General features: G+C 50.3%; 18 protein-coding genes, 1 pseudogene and 1 CRISPR repeat array. Of the genes and pseudogenes, 11 read left to right on the top strand and 8 right to left on the bottom strand.

What is annotated here, in order from left to right:
* Nucleotides 1-70: 70 nt before the first annotated feature.
* Nucleotides 71-964, top strand: a complete 894-nt coding sequence (locus LBF86_00295; GenBank protein MDR0663955.1) for a hypothetical protein — start codon at nucleotides 71-73, stop codon at nucleotides 962-964.
* 143 nt (nucleotides 965-1,107) lie between these two features.
* Here LBF86_00295 and fliS read toward each other — a convergent pair whose 3' ends face one another.
* From fliS to LBF86_00280, 3 genes are read right to left on the bottom strand one after another with little or no spacing between them, the layout of a single operon-like run.
* Nucleotides 1,108-1,494, bottom strand: a complete 387-nt coding sequence (fliS, locus tag LBF86_00290; GenBank protein ID MDR0663954.1) for a flagellar export chaperone FliS — start codon at nucleotides 1,492-1,494, stop codon at nucleotides 1,108-1,110.
* Between the two features lie 3 nt (nucleotides 1,495-1,497).
* Entirely contained in the window at nucleotides 1,498-3,315 is a 1,818-nt protein-coding gene (gene fliD, locus LBF86_00285; GenBank protein MDR0663953.1) for a flagellar filament capping protein FliD, read from the bottom strand.
* 31 nt (nucleotides 3,316-3,346) lie between these two features.
* A complete protein-coding gene (locus tag LBF86_00280) occupies nucleotides 3,347-3,718 on the bottom strand; it encodes a flagellar protein FlaG (GenBank protein MDR0663952.1) in 372 nt (123 codons plus the stop codon).
* 122 nt (nucleotides 3,719-3,840) lie between these two features.
* On the opposite strand from LBF86_00280, the gene LBF86_00275 reads away from it, so the two are divergent.
* The 8 genes and pseudogenes from LBF86_00275 to LBF86_00240 all read left to right on the top strand — a co-directional run bounded on the left by LBF86_00275 (nucleotide 3,841) and on the right by LBF86_00240 (nucleotide 9,386).
* Nucleotides 3,841-4,182: a hypothetical protein gene (locus LBF86_00275; protein ID MDR0663951.1), complete on the top strand. Its 342-nt coding sequence runs from the start codon at nucleotides 3,841-3,843 to the stop codon at nucleotides 4,180-4,182.
* Nucleotides 4,179-4,760 carry a 16S rRNA (guanine(966)-N(2))-methyltransferase RsmD gene (gene rsmD / locus LBF86_00270; protein ID MDR0663950.1) on the top strand — a complete coding sequence of 194 codons (582 nt, stop codon included), beginning with the start codon at nucleotides 4,179-4,181 and terminating at the stop codon, nucleotides 4,758-4,760. Before LBF86_00275 ends, rsmD begins: the two co-directional genes overlap by 4 nt.
* A gap of 36 nt (nucleotides 4,761-4,796) precedes the next feature.
* On the top strand, nucleotides 4,797-5,816 hold the full coding sequence (locus LBF86_00265) for a flagellar basal body P-ring protein FlgI (GenBank protein MDR0663949.1): 1,020 nt from the start codon (nucleotides 4,797-4,799) through the stop codon (nucleotides 5,814-5,816).
* A gap of 83 nt (nucleotides 5,817-5,899) precedes the next feature.
* A pseudogene (locus LBF86_00260) lies at nucleotides 5,900-6,112 on the top strand (rod-binding protein).
* 56 nt (nucleotides 6,113-6,168) lie between these two features.
* On the top strand, nucleotides 6,169-6,360 hold the full coding sequence (locus LBF86_00255; protein MDR0663948.1) for a flagellar biosynthesis anti-sigma factor FlgM: 192 nt from the start codon (nucleotides 6,169-6,171) through the stop codon (nucleotides 6,358-6,360).
* A 39-nt stretch (nucleotides 6,361-6,399) separates the two neighbouring features.
* A complete protein-coding gene (locus LBF86_00250) occupies nucleotides 6,400-6,828 on the top strand; it encodes a hypothetical protein (GenBank protein ID MDR0663947.1) in 429 nt (142 codons plus the stop codon).
* Between the two features lie 3 nt (nucleotides 6,829-6,831).
* Complete coding sequence (flgK, locus tag LBF86_00245) at nucleotides 6,832-9,036, top strand: flagellar hook-associated protein FlgK (GenBank protein ID MDR0663946.1); 2,205 nt, start codon at nucleotides 6,832-6,834, stop codon at nucleotides 9,034-9,036.
* Entirely contained in the window at nucleotides 9,036-9,386 is a 351-nt protein-coding gene (locus tag LBF86_00240) for a helix-turn-helix transcriptional regulator (protein MDR0663945.1), read from the top strand. Before flgK ends, LBF86_00240 begins: the two co-directional genes overlap by 1 nt.
* 519 nt (nucleotides 9,387-9,905) lie before the next feature.
* A CRISPR array of direct repeats spans nucleotides 9,906-10,761; the repeat unit is 35 nt; unit sequence GTCTCAATCCCCTGAAAATCGGGTCTTATTGTAAC.
* 313 nt (nucleotides 10,762-11,074) lie between these two features.
* Here LBF86_00240 and LBF86_00235 read toward each other — a convergent pair.
* The 3 genes from LBF86_00235 to LBF86_00225 all read right to left on the bottom strand — a co-directional run bounded on the left by LBF86_00235 (nucleotide 11,075) and on the right by LBF86_00225 (nucleotide 16,541).
* Nucleotides 11,075-12,304, bottom strand: coding sequence for a TolC family protein (locus tag LBF86_00235; GenBank protein MDR0663944.1), 1,230 nt, complete (start codon nucleotides 12,302-12,304; stop codon nucleotides 11,075-11,077).
* 100 nt (nucleotides 12,305-12,404) lie between these two features.
* Nucleotides 12,405-15,509 carry an efflux RND transporter permease subunit gene (locus LBF86_00230; protein MDR0663943.1) on the bottom strand — a complete coding sequence of 1,035 codons (3,105 nt, stop codon included), beginning with the start codon at nucleotides 15,507-15,509 and terminating at the stop codon, nucleotides 12,405-12,407.
* A complete protein-coding gene (locus LBF86_00225) occupies nucleotides 15,510-16,541 on the bottom strand; it encodes an efflux RND transporter periplasmic adaptor subunit (GenBank protein ID MDR0663942.1) in 1,032 nt (343 codons plus the stop codon).
* A gap of 117 nt (nucleotides 16,542-16,658) precedes the next feature.
* Between LBF86_00225 and LBF86_00220 the strand changes: the two genes are divergently transcribed.
* Both LBF86_00220 and fliR read left to right on the top strand, forming a co-directional pair.
* Nucleotides 16,659-17,312: an ABC transporter ATP-binding protein gene (locus LBF86_00220; protein MDR0663941.1), complete on the top strand. Its 654-nt coding sequence runs from the start codon at nucleotides 16,659-16,661 to the stop codon at nucleotides 17,310-17,312.
* Nucleotides 17,309-18,079, top strand: coding sequence for a flagellar type III secretion system protein FliR (gene fliR, locus LBF86_00215; protein ID MDR0663940.1), 771 nt, complete (start codon nucleotides 17,309-17,311; stop codon nucleotides 18,077-18,079). The genes LBF86_00220 and fliR overlap by 4 nt, the downstream gene beginning before the upstream one ends.
* A 36-nt stretch (nucleotides 18,080-18,115) precedes the next feature.
* Here the strand turns inward: fliR and LBF86_00210 are convergent, their stop codons facing one another.
* A complete protein-coding gene (locus LBF86_00210) occupies nucleotides 18,116-19,060 on the bottom strand; it encodes an L-lactate dehydrogenase (protein ID MDR0663939.1) in 945 nt (314 codons plus the stop codon).
* Nucleotides 19,061-19,317: 257 nt separating this feature from the next.
* The coding region (locus tag LBF86_00205; GenBank protein ID MDR0663938.1) for a phosphate ABC transporter substrate-binding protein, PhoT family at nucleotides 19,318-19,524 on the bottom strand (207 nt) is incomplete at its 5' end.

The raw sequence follows: 19,524 nt of genomic DNA, 5'->3' as shown, positions 1-19,524 counted from the left end.
TAAGTTTCTCTATAGCGATCGCCTCGATAATCCTACGCTAACGGACAAGGTTAGAAGTCTCGCGGCGGGAATGGGCAAGCCTCTCAAAGAGATAACCGCTTCAACCGCCAAACTTGTAGGCAGAGAGCAAGACCAAAAGCGAGCGAACTACGAAAAAGCCCTGCTAGAAAATCAGATCAATTCGGGCTGGGCGACGGCGGGCGAGATAATCGCCCACCCTATTAACGCTATTCCGGCGGGCATATACTTTAGAGGCTCTAACCTCGCGGGTAAAACCCTAAACTCTCTGGCAAAAACCGCGCCTATCAACGCCGCTACGGGAGCGGCTACGGGCGTAGGCTACTCCGTATCTAAAAACTACGGGAACGACGCGCTAACGACCGACGAGAAAATCGACGAAGCCCTACTAATGGGAGGTTTAGGCGCGGGTATAAACGTATCTATCCCGTATGCCGTCGCGGGATATAAAGCTCTTAAACCCGCTCCCTCTTTTTCCTCTATCGGCGAGCGAATGGCGGCAAAAGGCGTAACACAAAACGTAGCCTATACGCCAACGCCCGAAACTATACAAAGAGCGCAAACGCAAGGCGTCGCGGCTAATCCCGACGCTTTCGGTTTAAGCGCGAGGACGCAACCTGTTCCTGCGCTTATCAATCCGCAAGCCACCGTTGTTCCTAAGTCTCGCGCCGATACCAATAATCCGATATGGAAGCTCTACGACGAGAAAGAGGCGAAGCGCGTCCAAGCGTTTAACAATATGCTCGCGCGAAAAGAATACGCGCAATCTTTTAATTCGCTAAACAGAGCCGAACAAGAGGCTATTAGAAACGGCGCGGCTAATCGCGCGCTTGTTAGCCGACGGTTTTGTAGCGTTTCGCGTTCGCGCCGATTTGCGATCTCTGATACGCGATCGCCCTTTGAATCTGTTCGATTTCGATCTGTATCTGTTCTCGCTTGCGTTTAAGCAAAGAGATCGTTTCGGCGATTAGCGCGGCTGACTCTTTTGCGTCGTTTTGATCTTCAAACGCGATCGGCGCTTCGCCTTGCAGTTTCGCGATTGTTTCTATTTCTTCGTTGACAATGGCGATCTTAAGATCGTCGTTCCATTTACGCGCTTGATTCATCGTTTAATCCAGTTTCTTCATTCCACGCCTCAAGCAACCCTCCGGCTACTTTTAACGTTGTGTCCAGCCGCGACGGATCGCATTCCATATTAGCTTCCGTTAGCAACTTTATCTGATAGGCGTATAAGCCTTGCAGATAGGCGCTCATACTGCCGTTGTTTTCGGAAAAATCTAGCGAAGCCATAAGCTCCGTAAAAATATCGATCGCGCGGTTAATCCAATAAACCTGTTTTTCAATATCGCCGTCTTCCATCGATTTTTTGGCTTGCGCGACAAACTTTAATATGCCTTCAAAAAGCATTTGCACAAGCTTATACGGCGACTGAACGGTCGCCGCATTTTGCGAATAGGCGGTATATCCGTTGTTCATAGGTTAGCTATCCGCGTTCGCCGCTTGTTCTATCATCTGTTGAACGGCGTTGAACGAGGCTTCATATTTGCTGATCAGCGCGTTATACGAGGCAAACTGCGCCGTCATAAGCGAATATTTAGCGTTAATGCGATCCAGCGCTTTTTGTATGCTTTCCGTTAGGCTTGTTACGTCGCTTTTTAGGCGGTTTTCCACAAGCGTCATTCGCGCGTCTTCCCAAAAACCTACGAGCTTATCCACATACGCGTCGAGATTAGAAAAAATGCCGTTTTTATTCGTCGTCGATCCGCTAAACGTTCCCGTAGGCAAACCAAGCTCGGAGGCTTTGGCGCCGCCTATTACGATTGAATCGCCCGTGTCGTTGTATAAAATTAAGTTCGCGCCGTTAGCGCCGAGTTTTGCCGACACGCCCGTTTCAGATGTTTTGGCGTTGATCGCCTCTAGTAGTTTTTGCGCGTTTTGTTGAGACGAATCGGCGGCGCTAAAGCTCACCGCGCCGATCGCCACGCCGTTTATAACCAGATCGCCCGCGCTATAAGAGACGTCATGTCCGCTAGGCGTAGCGGAGCCTACCGCTTGCGCGCCTACGACGTCGGTTACGCCGCGAAGCAACTTTTCCGTCCCTTCGGGGTCTTTTTCTAACGCCTGTTCAAAGGTATTTTTATCAAATACTATAACGCCGTTTTCGCTTAGGTTAAAGGCGAAAAACATACCGATAACCTCGCCGTTTAGATCGTATTGCGCTCGCGAAATATCCGATATGCTTTTGCCGTCTTCATTCGTAGCGAATAGTATTTTGCTCAGTTCCCCGCGAATCGAGCTAACGCTGTTATCGCCCTGAAAACTGCCCGCTTCGCCGGAATCCGCGTCGTATTTAGTTATCTCGCCTAAAAAATTGGTCAGTTCGTTATACGCGTCCACAAAAGCCTGCATCTGTTCGGACAAGCTGGACAGATTGCGCGTAATGGCGACGTTTGTCTCGATCGAGTCGGCTTTTTTTAGCTCGATCGTAAGACCGGAAACCAGATCGGACACTTTATTGTTCGATCTGGTTATAGTTAATCCGTTATAAACAAACTTAGCGTCCTGCGCCGTTTGCGTGGCGTTGAATTCTATGTAACCCGCGTCGCCGTCGTTTAGCTCCTGCGAGCCGTTAAACCAATGAAAACTTAGCTCCTCGTCGGCTCCCGTTTGCGCGCTTTTAATAATCAAGCTATACGGATCGTCGCCGCCTACGTTGAGAATCGACGCGCTTAGTTTGCCGCCGCTCGCCTCGTTAATCGCGTCTCTAAGCTCGCTTAGCGTCATACCGCTTTTTACCTCGATCTCTATTGCGCTAAGCGTCGCCGTCGTATCTCCGTTTTCGTCCTTAGTCGCGTCGTAGGCGTTTTGATCGGCGGCGCGGACGATTTTGAGCGTAAGCGTATCAGTTTCGCTATAGACGACGCTGTTCTCCTGTTGAAACTGCTTGCCAAGTTGCGCCACCGAATTTTTGGCTAACTGATTAACCTGAAGCGTCATATTTTGTATATCCACGCCGTCGTTTGCCGTTACGCTTACCGAATCGCCGCCCACGCTTACGTCGCGTTTGAGATAGCTTAATTCGCTGGAAATCCCCGAAACGACGGAGTAGAAACTATCCAATTTGCCGACGAGCGTCGTTTGATCTTCTTGTTTTTTGTATATTTTTGTCAGTTGCGTTTCAAGAGGTTTGATCATCACGCTTTTATCGGCTTCTTTTAATTGATCTATCAAATCCGCGTTGAGCGCGCTCTGCCCGCCCAGGCTTAACCCCAACATACTTACGGAACCTACAGCCATAACTTATCCTTTCAGTTAAATAAAAATAACTCTATACTCTTTCGTCAAGCAATAATCCTGCCACTTCTCGCATTCGGGCTATAAACTTAATCGCCTGTTCGCTGGGAATCTGGCGAATAATATCGCCGCTTTCAGCGTCAAGCACGCTCAAGTAAAGCCCTTTGATGTCCTCGCTGTAACCAAAACGAAGCTGCATTCTGAGCGTCTGCGCCGATTCGTTGAGATTAGAGACGAGCTCCTCGAAGCGCTCCCTGCTTATTTGCGCCTCTTCGCCCGCTTTTTCGGCTCTCCGCGCAATTTCTTGAGACGAATCGGTCTGTTTGACCCGCTCGTTTCGCCGCGTTTCCTGCCCCGCGTTAACGGCTATTGGAGAGATGCCGGAGCTTATACCGTTTATTTCCATGAGAGACTCCTTGAACCCCCTACGTTATAAAAGGAGGCTTCGCAACTAAATCGTCGGCAACGAAATATTTTTAATACCAAACAGGTTAGTATATAGCGATTTTTAACAGATTAGGCGAAAAAATGGCTCTGATCGCGATCTCGTGCGATTCTTTGCTCCTTAGAAAGGCGCTTGAAAGAACGCTTAAAAACAAATTAGCCCCGATAAACCGTTGCGATCTTATCGTCGCGGATCGCGCTTTTGTCGCCGACAAACCGCTGCTGATAATTGGCGAGCATATACCAAAGCCTTTTAGCGGGGAGTCGCTACTATCGGCGATCGATCGGTTCGAGGCTTTGGAGAGGGCGAAATCCGCCGCGATCGGACTGCTTGGCGCCGAGTTTCGCCGCGATCTCGACGAGAAAATCTCCGCGCTCACAAAACGTTATATCAAAGAGCTTTTGGAGCTGCTGAGGTCAAGATGAATTGCGCAAAAATTATCGGCGGATCGCTGAAAGGGCGCAAGTTTCTTCTGCCCAAGATAAACGGCGCGCGTCCTACTAAGTCGATCGCGCGCGAATCGATATTCGACGCGCTTCAGGGCGAAATCGAGGATTTAGCCTTTGTGGAAGTTTTTGCCGGAAGCGGATCGGTCGGGCTGGAGGCGATCAGCCGCGGCGCCGGTTTCGCGATTTTTATAGAGCGCGATCGCGAGGTTTTCAAAATTTTAGAGCAAAATATCGCCGCGTTAAAGATAGATAACGCGAAATTGTTTTTCGGCGACGCGTTCGCGCTGATCGCAAGCGTCGTTAAGTATCTGGAATCTACCGGCAAAAGGGCGCGATTTTATTTCGATCCGCCCTTTTCGATCCGCGAAGGATTTTCGGATATTTACGAAAAAACGCAAGCGGCGATCGCCTCGCTTTCGCCGACGGTAGCGGCGGGCGTTATCGTAGAACACAGCTCAGGCTTTCGGCTAGAGGATAATTTAGGATCGTTCGCGATTTCAAAACGTAGAAAGTTTGGCAAAACGACGCTCAGTTACTATCTATTGGAACGCTAGTTGCTACAAAACGAAAAAGTTTTGTGTGGAGCGGCGATGATCAGATTAAGCGTTTTACTTGGAGGCGACGAGCGCGCTAATCGATTTGAGAGCGCGGCGCGCGTCGCCGTGATCGCGCTTTTTTTGTTCGTATGCGTCAACTCGTTGTTGGCGCGACCGATCAAAGAGATCGCCAACGTCGTAGGAATCCGCGACAATCAACTTATGGGCTTTGGTCTGGTGGTGGGGCTAAACGGCACGGGCGACGGAACGACGGGCGCGATCACTACGCAGACGCTGGCTAACTTGCTTCAAAGCGTTAATATCAAGGTCTCGCAAAGCGACGTCAACAGCAAAAACGTCGCGGCGGTTATGGTAACGGCTAAGCTAGAGCCGTTTGCTAGGCAAGGCGATCGCGTCGATATTCAAGTGGGTTCTATAGGCGACGCTAAAAGTCTGAAAGGCGGAACGTTGCTGATGACGGCGCTTAAAGGCGCGGACGGCAACATTTACGCTTTGGCGCAGGGGGCGTTGTCCACGATTGGAAACGCGCAGACGAACAGCGCGCGGATCGTAAACGGCGCGATTATAGAGCAGGAGGCGCGATTCGATCTCGCGGGACGCGAAACGGCGGTTTTGAGCTTGAAGGAGAGCGATCTAGACGGCGCGGTAGCGATCCAGAATATTATTAACGAGCGTTACGGCGAGCGAATCGCCAACGCGATCGACGCGCGATCCATTAACCTTAAAAAGCCCAAAGATATAAGCATGGTCGAGTTTTTATCGGCGGTGGGCAATCTAAACGCTCCAAGTTCTGTTCCAAACAAGGTAACGATCGACGAAAAAAGCGGCGTTATCGTGGCGGGGACGAACGTTCGCGTCAATCCCGTAGTAATATCGCACAACGCGATCACGCTTAATATCGACGAAAGTCTTTCGCCGGACGGCAGAGCGCTTACGGTCGCCAATATCGCCGGCGCGTTGCAACAGATAGGCGCAAACGCAAACGACGTGATCGCTATTATGCAAGCCTTAAAACGCTCCGGCGCGTTAGAAGCGGAATTGGAGATACATTGACAATAGAAACCTACGAGTCCGCGCTACCTAGAAACGCGATTTTGGGCGACGTAATCAATAGAGCGCCAAATACTAAAGCCGCGCTAAGAGAGCAGACGGACAACTTCGAGGCGCTACTGTTGAAGCAGACGCTGGATATTGCTATGCCGGCGGAAAATCCGCTGTTTGGCAAAGGCGCGGGGAGCGAGATTTACCGATCGCTTTATCACGAAACTTTAGCTTCGGCGTTGTCGGGCGGGTTTGGATACAGCGAACTTTTATTTAATTTCTTGCAAAACGAGGTTCAAGAAAAATGAATGCCGCCGATTTAGTTGCAAATAAACAAACCGTTAGTTTGGAAAAAGGATAGCAAATGATTACGCCCATTACGCAAGCCCAAATCGGCGGCGCGGCGGCTTTAAGTATCGCTAAAGATAGCGCGAAAGCGCAAGAGGTTCAAAAACCTCAAAACAGGGTCGAGGAGATCAAAAAAGAGCTTGAGCAGGGAAAATATAAATTTGACCTTGACAAGACCGCCGAAAAAGTAGCGGAGGCTTTGATTTAACTTCTCGCCCCGTTCTCGGAACAGAAGGGGGCATTTACGATGATCGCCAAACAACTTAGAACCGCCAACGACACGCTAGAAAAACTAATCGCAATCACCGAGTCGGATTTATCCGATATTAAAGAGGCGAAACACGACGAGCTGTTTAACCGCGCAAAGGCTAAAGAGGACCTTGTCGCGTCTTTTCAGACGCAAAAAACGCTTTTGGATCAAGCGATCTTAAAGGTCGCGGCGAACAATCCGAGCGCCGATCTCTCCAGCGTGATTACTCTTGAAGAGCGCGATTTACTAGAAAAACTTAAACGCTCGTTAGTTGATCTTCATAAGTTAAATAAGCGGCTTGTTTCGCTGGTTTTGACGATCGGCGAGTTTTACTCGTCGCTTTTGCGCGCTATTTTGCCGAGCGAGCAAAATGGTTACGACGGCGTTAAACTCGCTAACGCCGGTTTTTTGGAAACGAGAGGCTGATCGATGTCTTTAATTTCGGCGCTATGGACAAGCTATTCCGGTTTGCAAGTCTCTCAATTGGCTACCGATATTATCTCCAACAATATAGCCAACGCGGAAAATACGTCCTACACGCGCCAAAAAGTCGATATAAGCTCTCGTTTCTCCCTGCACGTTAATCCGGGCGATATAGGTACGGGCGCGACCGTAGATCAGGTGATCCGCGTGCATAACGAGTTTGTTTACGCCCGCTATCGCGACGCGGCGACAAACCTACAGTTTTACGAACATATGACGCAGACGCTTCAGGATGCGTCGCAATACTTTCCGGATATTGACGAGGCGGGCATTCAGCGCGATCTGTTGAACTATTTCAGCGCGTGGCAGAAACTTTCGGCTAATCCTACGGAAAGCTCGCAAAAAACAGTCGTCGCCGAAGCCGCGAAAAATCTCGCCTTGAGTATGCGCCAGATACGCGACAAACTAAGCGAAATGCAGAGGCTTGAGAACGAACAGGTTATAAGCGTCGTCAACGAGGTTAATAAACTAGCCAAAGAGATCGCGAGCATAAACCAAAAAATACGCGAGGTCGAAGCGAGCGATTACAGCCACGCGAACCAGTTGCGCGACGAGCGCGATAATCTTGAGCTGCAAATTCAGAAACTTACCGGCGCGCAGATCATAAAAACGGGCGTTCAGACGATGACGCAGGTTGACTCCAACGTCGCCGATTACGACGAGAATTACTCGATAGTTTTGGGCGGGTTCGCGATTGTCAGCGACAACAGTTTTCACCCGATCGTTTCAAGCGCTACGGCGAGCGGGGCGGGGGCGCAGAACGCCGTCTATTTTCAGCAACGCGATCTGAGCCTAATCGACATTAGCAAAGATATTACGGGAGGCAAGCTAGGCGCGATACTCGATTTGCGCGGGCGATCTTTTGACGAGAATACCGGCGAGGCGGCGGACGGGCTTTTGCAAAAATACAAAGACGCTCTCGACGTTTTCGCGCGCGGGTTGATACAATCGACAAATCAGATTTACGCCTCTAGCGCCGTGACTAGCATGACAAGCGATCAGATCGGAGACGCCGTAACCGTTAGCGCCTCAAACGCGAGATATACGGCGATAGCCGATCTTGGCAAGGACGTTTTGCTAAGCAAGGTTCAAGAGGGCGATATGACAATAGTCGCTTACGATCAAAACGGCGACAGAATACAATCCGATATTATCGTGCATATCGATCCCCAAACAATGAGTCTTTGGCAGGTCGCGGAGGCTATCAACGCGCAGTTAAGCGCGCGAAACCTCGACGGCGAGGCGCGCGTCGCGGGCGGGCAATTGACGCTAGTTACCGGCACGACGGGCGCCTCTACGAAACTCGGCGCGGCGCTTATATCGGAGGATATGTCCCTAATTCGCGGAGCGCTGGATATGACAGGCGCTAAAAACCTCGAAACGCTCGAGGCGACGGATATTCCTTTTGCCGTTGAGGACGGGACGTTCACGATTGGCATATACGACGTCAACGGCGTTCAGATCGCGGCTAGAGAGATAACGATCGACAAACGATCGACCAATCCGCTTTACTCCACTTTGAGCGGAATCGCCGCGCAGATAAATATGCCTCGCGTTGACGATAACGCGGATAACGATATGGCAAACGACCTCGACGATTTTATCGTCGCGGGATTTGACGGCAACCGCTTGCGTATCGACGTAAAGGATCAAAACTCCGAACTGTCGTTTAACATTGTTGATGATAAAACGGGTTTTGCGGGCGCGATCGGGCTTAATAGATTTTTTGACGGCTCCAGCGCAAAAAATATCGATCTAAATACCGTTTTCAAAAACGATCCCGCCAAAATCCAGGCTTATGATTTGCCCGTAGTCGGCAACAACGAGATTGCCAACGCGATGCAACAGCTTCAATATCAAAACGTGTCGTTTTTGAATCTCGACGGCTCGATTTCAAGCGAAACGATTATGGGGCGCTACAAGTTTCTCGCGGGAACGCTGGCGGAAGATACGGCGACTTCGGTTACCTCTTTGGAAACCGCTACGGCGGTTGAAAACAGCGTATCAACGCAGTTTACCTCTATAAGCGGCGTGAACGTTGACGAGGAGTTAGCGAATTTGATTCGTTTCCAAGCGGGCTATTCGGCGAACGCTAGAGTGATCAGCACGATACAAATAATGCTAGACGCGCTTTTGGGGCTTAAACTTTAGTGAAAGTAAAAATGTCGCTTAGACGAGGAGCAAAGGGTTGCGAGGCGATCCTTGCCGTGTCTAATCAAGAGGAGGCAAAAAGCGTGGCGGAAGCCGTATGCGCTTTTTTGCGCCTAAGCGGACACGAGATAGAGCTTGATTGCGAGAACGGCGGCAACGAAGCTTGCCCGTCGATCGCTCTTAAATGCTTGCGCCTTAAACATAGTCTGACGCAAGGCGAATTTGCGCAAAAGATTGGCATAAAACAAAACGTTATCTCCGATATGGAACGCGGCGCAAGGCGAATTAGCGTTAAAACGGCTAAAAAAATAGAGGCGGTTTTCGGCGCGCCGTATCACAGATTTCTATAAGATCGCTATTAGACAAACTATTTTTGGTTTAACGGCGACGCGAAACTCGCGTATATGCGTCGCTTTGTTTATCGTTCGCCTCTTCCCAGTCATACCCGCGCGAAGCGATGCGCGGCTTACCGCCGTCGAAACGTGTAACTTTCAATAAAATCGCGATCGTTTAGGAAAAAGGACGCGAGCTAATATTCCGCGCCATAGCGCCTTGAAGTTGCGGCGATCTGGCAAGGATAGAAAGCCCCAAAACGTTGAGCGGGGCTACGGGGCGTTTGGATAGTCAAAGCGTCAAATACAAACGCCAGAATAAATAGGGCAAAAGCGCCAAATATCTAAATAGCCGCTACAAATCCGATTCCAGCCCGAAATATAGCAAAGAGGGCTATTAAGCCTAATCATAACCGCTTATCGTCTATAAATTTCTCCTTCTATCCGTTCAGTATTTTGATTGATCAATTGTTCAGTTGATACTTCGTTTAAGATGAAAGGTTTAGGCAGCTCGATAGGTTCTGCGGCTTCGCAAGCGTCTTAATTCCCTGAAAATCGGGTCTTATTGTAACCGCTTTTGCGCGAAAGAACCAAAAACCAATTAAGTCTCAATCCCCTGAAAATCGGGTCTTATTGTAACATCAAGTCGGCTTTCGAACTGAGCTTGCTTGAGGTCTCAATCCCCTGAAAATCGGGTCTTATTGTAACATCAAGTCCGCGTTTGAGCTGAGCTTGCTTGAGCTGTCTCAATCCCCTGAAAATCGGGTCTTATTGTAACCCAAGCAACAGGGCGTAAGCGGCGGTCATGCCCGTCTCAATCCCCTGAAAATCGGGTCTTATTGTAACTCTATAATGACCTGCCTTGGTTGGGCAAAATGGTCTCAATCCCCTGAAAATCGGGTCTTATTGTAACTCCTGTTAGGGACGGCATGGGAGTCTCGTAAGGTGTCTCAATCCCCTGAAAATCGGGTCTTATTGTAACGAGAAATTCAAGCTCGACCGATACGGAAAGACTACGTCTCAATCCCCTGAAAATCGGGTCTTATTGTAACCTGAACGAGGAGGAGATAGACCCCTCTCAAAACAGTCTCAATCCCCTGAAAATCGGGTCTTATTGTAACCGCAAGGTAATCAAAAGTGCCTTCGAGACGGCATGTCTCAATCCCCTGAAAATCGGGTCTTATTGTAACACCTCCCGCTGCTTGGGAAGTGGGCTGTTGGGTCTCAATCCCCTGAAAATCGGGTCTTATTGTAACAATGCCGACGCCCTCTCTTGCGGCGACGTTTGTCTCAATCCCCTGAAAATCGGGTCTTATTGTAACCTGCTCGGAGCAGCCTATGAAGCTCGGAAGACGATTGTCTCAATCCCCTGAAAATCGGGTCTTATTGTAACAGGTAACGATATAGCGCCGTTTGAAACATAAGCGGCGCCATCAACGCAGACTACGACACGATCGGTTCGTAAATCAGTTAAAGCGCAAAATTATAGCGCTCCAAACTTAAAATAAACTTTGTAGGCGTAAAAACGGGAAATAACGCCCAACGAAGCCTCTGTTTTCGTAAAATCGCAAAAATCGCTAAACTTTGTAAAAATATATAATTAAAAATATTTATATTAATTTAATATAACGAAGCGCCGACGAGCGCTAGAGAAACTATAGCCGCAATCGACGCTTAGAAAACCACAAAGCGCGCAATTTAAGCGGTTACGGCTTGGTCAGATCGGATTCGGTAACCCGCTCAAGATCGGCTAACGCCAAGAGTTTATCGTAATAATAGAGCGTGTATTGTTCTTTGGCTTTCCACAGCGCCGCGTCCGCGTCGATCAGCTCGCTGGCGCTTGCGATCTGCTCGTTAAAGCGGTTTTGCGCGATTCGCAAATTCTCCTCCGCTAATTTTAGGCTCTCTTTGGCGACCTCAAACGCTTTTTCCGCTAATAGGAGCCGTTCGCTAACGGAGGCGAGCTGCAATTCCAGCGTTCGTTTTAGATCGGCTAGACGGCTTTCAAGCGCGCGCTGATCGTAAAGCGCCGCTTCGCGATCAAAATAGGGCTTTACCACGCCCGGTAGTTGCCAAGTAAGCGTAAGCGTCGTCGTCGTTTGCTCGTCGATTCCGCTAAATCCGCTTTCGTATTCGTATTTTTCTTTGGCGACCTGCAAGTCGGCGGAGGGTAGGGCGGGGCTTAACGCTTTGGTTTTTTGCTCTTTTTGCGCGTTTATCTGCGCCAATAGGCTTTTGATCTCGCTGCGATTTTTTAGCGTCAAATTGTTTAGCCTTTTTCGATCAAAAAGAGTCGTTTTTGGCGGCGCGGGCGCGATCGGTTCGTCTGAAAGCGGTTGCGCTATTACGCGCTGAAGCGTTAATTTAGCCACCTCCAGAGCGCTGAGCGCGTTAAGCGTAGTTTGCTCGCTTTGTAGCGCCTCGATGGCAATCGCGTGTCTTTCGTAACTGCCAATTAACCCTTGATCGAAAAACGCCCGCGCGTCTTTCGCCTGTTTTTGCGTGGCTCTCATATTTTCTTGCGCCGCCGCAAGCGTGTCTTTGGCTTTCAGGTAGCCGTAAAAGGCGTATTTCGTCTCCAAAATAATATCGGCTCGCGTAGCGTCAAACTCGTATCGTTTGGCGTTTTTCGTCCAGTTGGCGGCTCTAGCGTTCGCGTAATCGCCAAGTCCCGCAAAGAGGTTTAGATTCGCGTAAAATCGCGTCGTTTGCCGCGAGCTTGCCGTCGTAGTCTCCCGATCGTAGCGCGTTTGCGAAGCGCCGATCGTGGGCAGAAAGTTTGCGATCGCTCCGTTTTCTCGCTCGTTTGCCGCGTAATACGCCGCTCGCGCCTCCGCGATTTTGGCGTGATTTTTCAGCGCCAAGTCAATCGCCTGATCAAGCGTTAGCGCGTTTAACGTCGCGGCGAGAAATAACGCCGCTAAAACGGTTTTCATAGGCGCGCCTCTATCTCTTTACGCGATTTATCAACGACGCGTTTAGGCGTGTAAAAACTTCCTAAATTAGTTCTAGCTTTATACGTTAAGCGCTCGGCTCTCAATATTCGCCCTTTCGCATATTTTCCCATTTGATCGCGTAACTAAGGAGAGCGGGTATGATGAAAACCGTAAATATAGTGGAGACCATAAGACCGCCGGTAATTACGCTGCCAAGCCCGCGATACATTTCGCTGCCGGGTCCGGGCGCTAACACCAGCGGAAGCATTCCGAACACGGAGGTCAGCGCGCTCATATAGATCGGGCGCAATCTAATGCGGACAGCCTCTTTGATCGCCGCGATATGTTCCATTCCGTCGTTTCTTACGAAGTTCAAACTTTGATGAACGATTAAAATCGCGCTATTTACCACCACGCCGACCAGAATGATAAAGCCTAGCATCGTAAGAATGTCCAGAGGTTGCGGCGTTAAAAACCAATTTGTCATGCTCAATCCTAGAAAACCGCCCGCCGTCGCTAACGGCACCGTAAAAAGAATAATAAACGGATAAAGAAAATTGCCAAAAAGCGCGCTCATCAGCAGATAGGTTATGACGATCGCCAGGATAAAATTCCATTTAAGCGCGTCAACCGTCTGCGTTAATTTATCCGCCGTGCCGCTTAGCCTAATTTCGGCGGTTTTGCTATCCGCTAGAACTTCGGGGGCGATCTCGTCGATCCTCTCCATCGCCTCTTGAATGGTTACGTCGCGCGGCGGCGAAACCTGAAGGGTGATAGTGCGCCTGCCCTGAAAGCGTCTAATCTCCGTGGCGCCTTGTCCTAGTTTAATATCGCCTAACTCTCCAAGCGGCACGATTTGACCTTTTGGAGTCGCAATCAGCGATTTGCCTAAATCTTCGGGCGAGGCTACCGCGCTTGCCGGCGTTTGCAAGATCAGGTCGATTTTTTTAAGCCTCGCGCCTTGATATTCGCTCACTTTGCGTCCGTCAAGCAATACGTCCGCCGCGATTCCTAGCGATCTAGCGTCCATTCCAAGCGCTTTAAGTCGATCGCTTCTTGGGGTGATCGTAACTTCGGGATATATAAGCTCGATCGACGGCACGGGGCGCACCTGCGATCCTTGTATGCCGTCGCCTACGGCTTTCATTAGCCGATCGGCGTAATCGGCGATCTCATCCATCGCCTCGGCGGTAACGTCAACGTTGACGGATCGGCTTGTTCCCATTCCGCGTTCAAAAACGCCTGCTTGTTTTGTGATCGCCCTTACGCCCGGAAAACTATTTACGATCGGGCTAAGCAGAGGGATTAGCTCGCCGGCGCGATCCTCGTTTACGGCGCTTACGCCCATAAACATCCACGATCCGCCCGCGTTGAAAAAAGCTCTAGCTATCTGCGGGTAGCCGTCTTTTTCCTCGTCTATATAGGGCTGTATCTGGTCAAAAATTGAATATCCTATTGCTTTAACCTCTTCGTAGGAGAGCCCGGGCGGCAAGACAAACATATTTTGAACGAGGTTGCGGTTGCCTTCCGGCAGATATTCGAGTTTAGGGAAGGCAAGCCATACGAAACCGATTGAGAGCGCGACTAACGAGCCGATTGTTAGCGCTCGCGTCGCGTGGCTAACTAACGCCAAATCGACTAGATTCATAAATAGATTTCGTAGCGCCGCGCCAAAAGCGCCGATTTTCTCCGCGATCAACGAGGTTTCCCGCCGTTTGGTAAAAAGCATCATCTGCCGCCAGAGCATCGGAATCGCCAAAACGGAGATAAAAAGCGAAAAGGAGATCGCGGCGGTTACGGCGATGGCTATATCCTTAAATAGCTGTCCCGCCTCGTCTTCCAAAAAGATGATCGGCGCGAAAACGGCGATTGTGGTCAAAGCCGATATAACCAGCGCCCCCCACACCTCTACCGCGCCGTCGTAAGCGGCGACATGAAACGGCTTTCCCATCAGCTTGTGGCGATCGATATTTTCAAGCACCACGATCGCGCTATCCACAAGCATTCCCACCGCGAAGCTAATGCCCGCTAGGGAGATAATGTTCAGCGATCGCCCCATAGCGTTCAACACGATAAACGTTCCGATTACGCTTAAAGGTATGGCGACGGCTACGACCATAGTCGGCGTAAAAGAGCGCAAAAACACAAATAGAACAAGCACCGCCAAAATCCCGCCAAAGGCGATATTTTGCTTCACAAGATCGATTGCGCCTAGAATATAGGGGCGCTGATCGTAGTTCCATACGATCTCTAAGCCGCGATCTTTCAGAATAGTTTCATTGAGCCGCTTTGCCGTCGCTTCGATGCGATCCGTCATTTCAACCACGTTCGCGCCCGCTTCGGGTCGAACGCCGATCGAGATTCCGGGTTTGCCCATAAACAGCCCGATCCCCGTTTTTTTCGCGCTTCCAAGCTCTATCGCCGCCACGTCTTTAAGCATAACGCGCTTAAGTCCGTCCGATAGCAAAATAGTTTCGCCCACGCTTTCGGGCGTTTGGTATTTCGCGGCGGTGCGAACGCGGTAAGCGCGCCTGCCAAGCTCTAGCGTTCCGGCGGATATGTCTAGATTTTCGCCGCCGATCGCGTTTATAACGTTATCGATCGTAAGTCCCATTGCCGCGAGGCGTATGGGATCGATTATGATGTGGATTTCGTCGCTGATTCCGCCTCTGATAGATAGCTCGCCGACCCCCTCGATTCGCTCGAAATACTCCGTGATCTCCTCGTCTAAAAAGGTTTGATAGGTCGCTATTTCGCGATTGTTGCCCTCTAACGTCTGCAACATCATCCAGACGGAAACCGGCGCGGTTTCGCCCGTGGCGCGAAGCACGGGTTTATCCACGTTGTCGGGGTAGCTTCTGACCTCGCTTAGCTTGTTTGAAGCGTCTAACAGCGCTTTTTGCAGGTCTGATCCCAGCTTAAAGCGTAGCGTAATGCGCCCCGCTCCCGTGCTAGAGGAGCTTTCGTATTCCTCCAGATTTTCGATATTTTTTAGGACTTTTTCTTGCGGCTCGACTACTTCGCTTTCGATTTCATAAGGCGTCGCGCCGCTCCAGCGGGTTATCACCGATATTTCAGGGCGGCTTACGTCGGGAGTAAGCTGATAGGGCAGGCGCGTTACGGCGATCACGCCAAACAGCGCGATCAAAATCAAGCCTACGGCGATCGCGACAGGTTTTGAGATCGCGAACTTAACGACGTTCATTTACAGCGGTTTTACCGACTGATTAGGCGCTATACGCTCGGCGCCTTTAACAATAGCCCGCATTCCCTCTTTAAGCGTCGTCGATTTTAACGCCGCGTTCTGTCCGTCGTAGCCTAAAATCTCGACGTTCGCGCTCTGCGCCACGCCGTTTTCTACGTAAAAAACCACGTCGCCGCCAAAACGATTAACTACCGCGTCTCGGTCGATTAGCAGAGCGTTCTCGCGCGTTTGCGAAGCGATTTTCAACGTCGCTTCCATGCCCTCTAGCAGCTTTGCGCTCGGCTTGTCGAAAACGACGCGGGTTAAAAATAGGCGCGAGCTTGCGTCGCCTCGCGGCGATATGCCGGCGATCGTAGCGGCGTAATCTTCGCCCAAAACGTTTACGCCGACCTTAGTCCCCGTTTCAATTCGGTTGATCGTGGCGGCGGGCAGATAGACGGCAAGCTCTATGCTATCCGTTTTGGCGAGGCTGACTATGGGCGCGCCGGCGCTTAAATAGTCGCCTTCGCTCACGTGCTTTTCCGCCACGACGCCGTCAAACGGGGCGCGTATATAACGCTTTTGCTTTTCGATCTCTAGCGCTTTTAATTGCGCCGCTAACGTTTCGCTTTGCGCGGTTAGTTCGATCGCTTTTAATCTTGACTGTTCGTAAGTTTGTTCGCTGACGCTGTTTTGCGCGAGCAGGACTTTGTAGCGTTCCGCGTCTTTGCGCGCCTGCTCGTCGCTCGCTTTTGATTTTTTCAATTCGGCGGCTTTAGCGGCGATGTTAGCCGAAAGGATCGCGCTGTCTTGCGTAGCCAGAATTTGCCCCGCTTTAACTCTATCGCCCGCGTTTACCGAGATTGTTTCCAACACCGCCGCGCTTTGAGCGGACAGTTTAGCTAAAACGGCGTAACGCAAACTACCGACAAACGTTTCATGCGGTTGAATGCTGCCGTTTTTTACGACCGCCGTTACAACGGGCGCCGCGTCGTCGGCAAACATATACGCGATCGGCGCTATCAGCAGCAAGATTCGCAAAAATCTAACCATTGTATATATCCTTATACGCTTAGTTAAGATTATCAAATAAACTCTGTGAATATTGCGTGAAAAATAGACGAGCCTTTTTTCGCGCAATAAATAATAATGCTATACAATGCCGTCGTTATGAACAAATCAACGACTCTACTTAAAGCCGAAAATATCGCGCACTCGTTTGAATACCCGCTGTTCAGAGAGGTTTGTCTAGAGATTAAAGGCGGCGAAAGCCTTGCCGTGCTTGGCGTAAGCGGGAGCGGAAAAAGCACGCTTTTACATATTCTATCGTCGTTTCTGAAGCCGCTATCGGGCAGGGCGGAGGCTTTTGGCAGAGACATTTACGCGCTTAAACCCGCCGAGCTTGCCAAATTGCGGCGCGAAACGATCGGCTTAATTTTTCAGCAACACTATCTGTTCAGAGGTTTTTCGGCGCGAGAAAATCTACAAGTGGCGGCTTTGCTTCGCGAAACGCAGATCGATTTGACGCTGTTGGACAGCTTGGGCATATCGCATATTTTAGATCAAGATTCCGCTAGTTTATCGGGCGGTCAGCAACAGCGTCTTTCAATTGCCCGCGTGCTTACCAAAAAGCCTAAACTGCTGTTTGCCGACGAGCCGACGGGTAATCTTGATCGCAAAACGGCGAGCGAAGCGGCGGATATTCTGTTCGACTACGCGCGCGATAACCAGTGCGCGTTTTTCATCGTCACTCACGACGAGGCGCTGGCGAAAAAAGCCGATCGTCGCTATCGCCTTGAAAACGGGGCGTTGATAGAGCAATGACCGATTTCGCCTTTTTCTTTACCGAAGAGAGGGTGGTCAATTTCGTTCTGCTGTTTATAAGAATAGGCGCGATTTTTATCTTTTTTCCGTTTTTTTCGTCCGCGTCGATCTATCCTACCGTCAAAGCCGCGATAGCCTTTTTGATCGCCGTTTCTTTTTATCCGCTTTTACCCGCGCTTAATTTCGAGCTAAGCGGCGCGAGCGTATTGTTGGCGGTTATCGGCGAGATCGCTTTTGGCTTTGCCGCCGGTTTTACGTTGAATCTTATATTTAGCGCCGTGCAATACGCGGGGGAGCAGATCAGCTTTGCGATGAGCTTTTCAATGGCGAGCGCGATTGACCCGCAGAGCGAAGCTACTAGCACGGTGATCGCGCAATTTTTATATTTAACGGCGATTCTGCTATTTTTGGCGTTCGACGGGCATCATCTGATCTTATTTTTTCTAGCTAAATCGCTTTTTGCCGCGCCGCTTGGCGGGTTTGTTTTCGGCTACGACTATCTTTACTACGCGATCAAAGGGTTGGGCTGGCTTTTTGTGCTGGGAACGACGATCGCTTTTCCAATTTTGGCTCTTTCGCTGCTTTCGGACATAGCTTTCGGAATGATTATGAAAACGGTGCCGAGCTTTAACCTGCTGGTGGTTGGAATGCCCGCGCGGATACTGCTGGCGCTAATCGTTTTGGTTATGACGTGCGGCTCGTTCGCGCTTGTGTTTAAAAACGAGTTTATGAAGGCTTACGGCGCGCTTAACTCCCTGTTTTTCTAAATTTACCCGAAAGGTTTTCGCCGACGCCGTTTCGCATTATTGGGGCTTGCTTGAGAAATACGCCTCTTTTAGCGCCGTTACGCAGTTTTTTAGACCCGCTTGTTCGCCCTCGTCAAGCGAAACCTTAATGATCCTTTCGATCCCGTTTCTGCCCAGCACGCACGGCACGGAGAGCGCCATGCCGCTCTGCCCGTAATAGCCGTCTATAACGGCGCTTAGCGTTAAGACGGACTGCCCGTTCGCGATAATCGATCGGGCGATTTTCGCTATGCTCGCGCCGATTCCGTAATAGGTCGCGCCTTTGCTTTCGATAATCGCGCTCGCCGCGTCTCGCGCCTTATAATACGCTTCTAGCGCCTTTTCGCGCGAAAACTCGCTAAAACTCGTCAGCGGCTGTCCGCCGATATTCGCGCTTGAAATGACGGGAAAGCTGTGATCGCCGTGTTCGCCAAGCACATAGGCGTGAATCGATCGCGGATGCACGGGCAAAAATTCGCTCAAATGAAAGCGAAACCGCGCCGTATCGAGTAGCGTTCCGCTACCAAAAATCCGCCCTTCGCGCGAATGGTTAATCTCTCTCGCGCGCAAAGTAAGCAGATCGACGGGGTTTGTAACCATCAGCAAAATCGCTTCGGGCGAGGCGTTTAGCAGTTTAGGCGTTAGATCGTCCACGATTTTAAGATTTTTCGCGGCAAGCTGCAAACGCGTTTCGCCGATCGCTTGCGCCGCGCCCGCGCAAAATATAAAAATATCCGTATTGGTAAGTTCGGCGGGATCGTCGGCGATAGAGATCGCGGTTTTATGCGAAAGCGCCGTAGCGTGTTCGAGATCGAGTTTTTCGCCTAGCAGTTTGCGCTTGTCGCGTCCGTAAAGCGCGATCTCGTGAAAACCGCCGCCAAGCAACAGGGCGTAAGCGGCGGTCATGCCCACTTTGCCGGCTCCGATAATCGCAATTTTGAAACGATCGTCTTCTTTTTTCATAAACCGTATTCTAATAAATAGAGCTTAGCGTTTGCCAAATTTGCGACGGCGTTTTTGGGCGCGACGGGCGTATAACAAGTTTTATTCGGCGAATTTGCGCGAATGTTTTCGCGCTTTTTAGCCGCTCTCTCGCTCTTTATATAAACCTGCGCGCCCTTTGGCAAGCTCGCGCGCGCGTTTGATAATCCGTTTGCCGCGCAACAAACTAAACGGCGCTTAACATATACAACCGATAAATCGGCTTGCTACGATCTATATTATCTAATTGGCGTATAGCCCTCGTCTTTGATTAGCGCTTGCCCTTGATCGCTTAAAAACCAATCGATCAGTTTTTGCGCGTTTTGGCTTATATCGTTCTTTTTGCCGACGATATAAAACTCTTCGATTAGCGGATACGATCCGTTTTGTATATTCTCGATCGTAGGCTCCACGCCGTTAATCGCTAATAGGCGCACGCCTTCGGC

This window comes from Helicobacteraceae bacterium (assembly GCA_031258155.1).
Taxonomy (GTDB): domain Bacteria; phylum Campylobacterota; class Campylobacteria; order Campylobacterales; family SZUA-545; genus JAIRNH01.
This window is presented reverse-complemented; position numbering and strand designations above follow the sequence as displayed.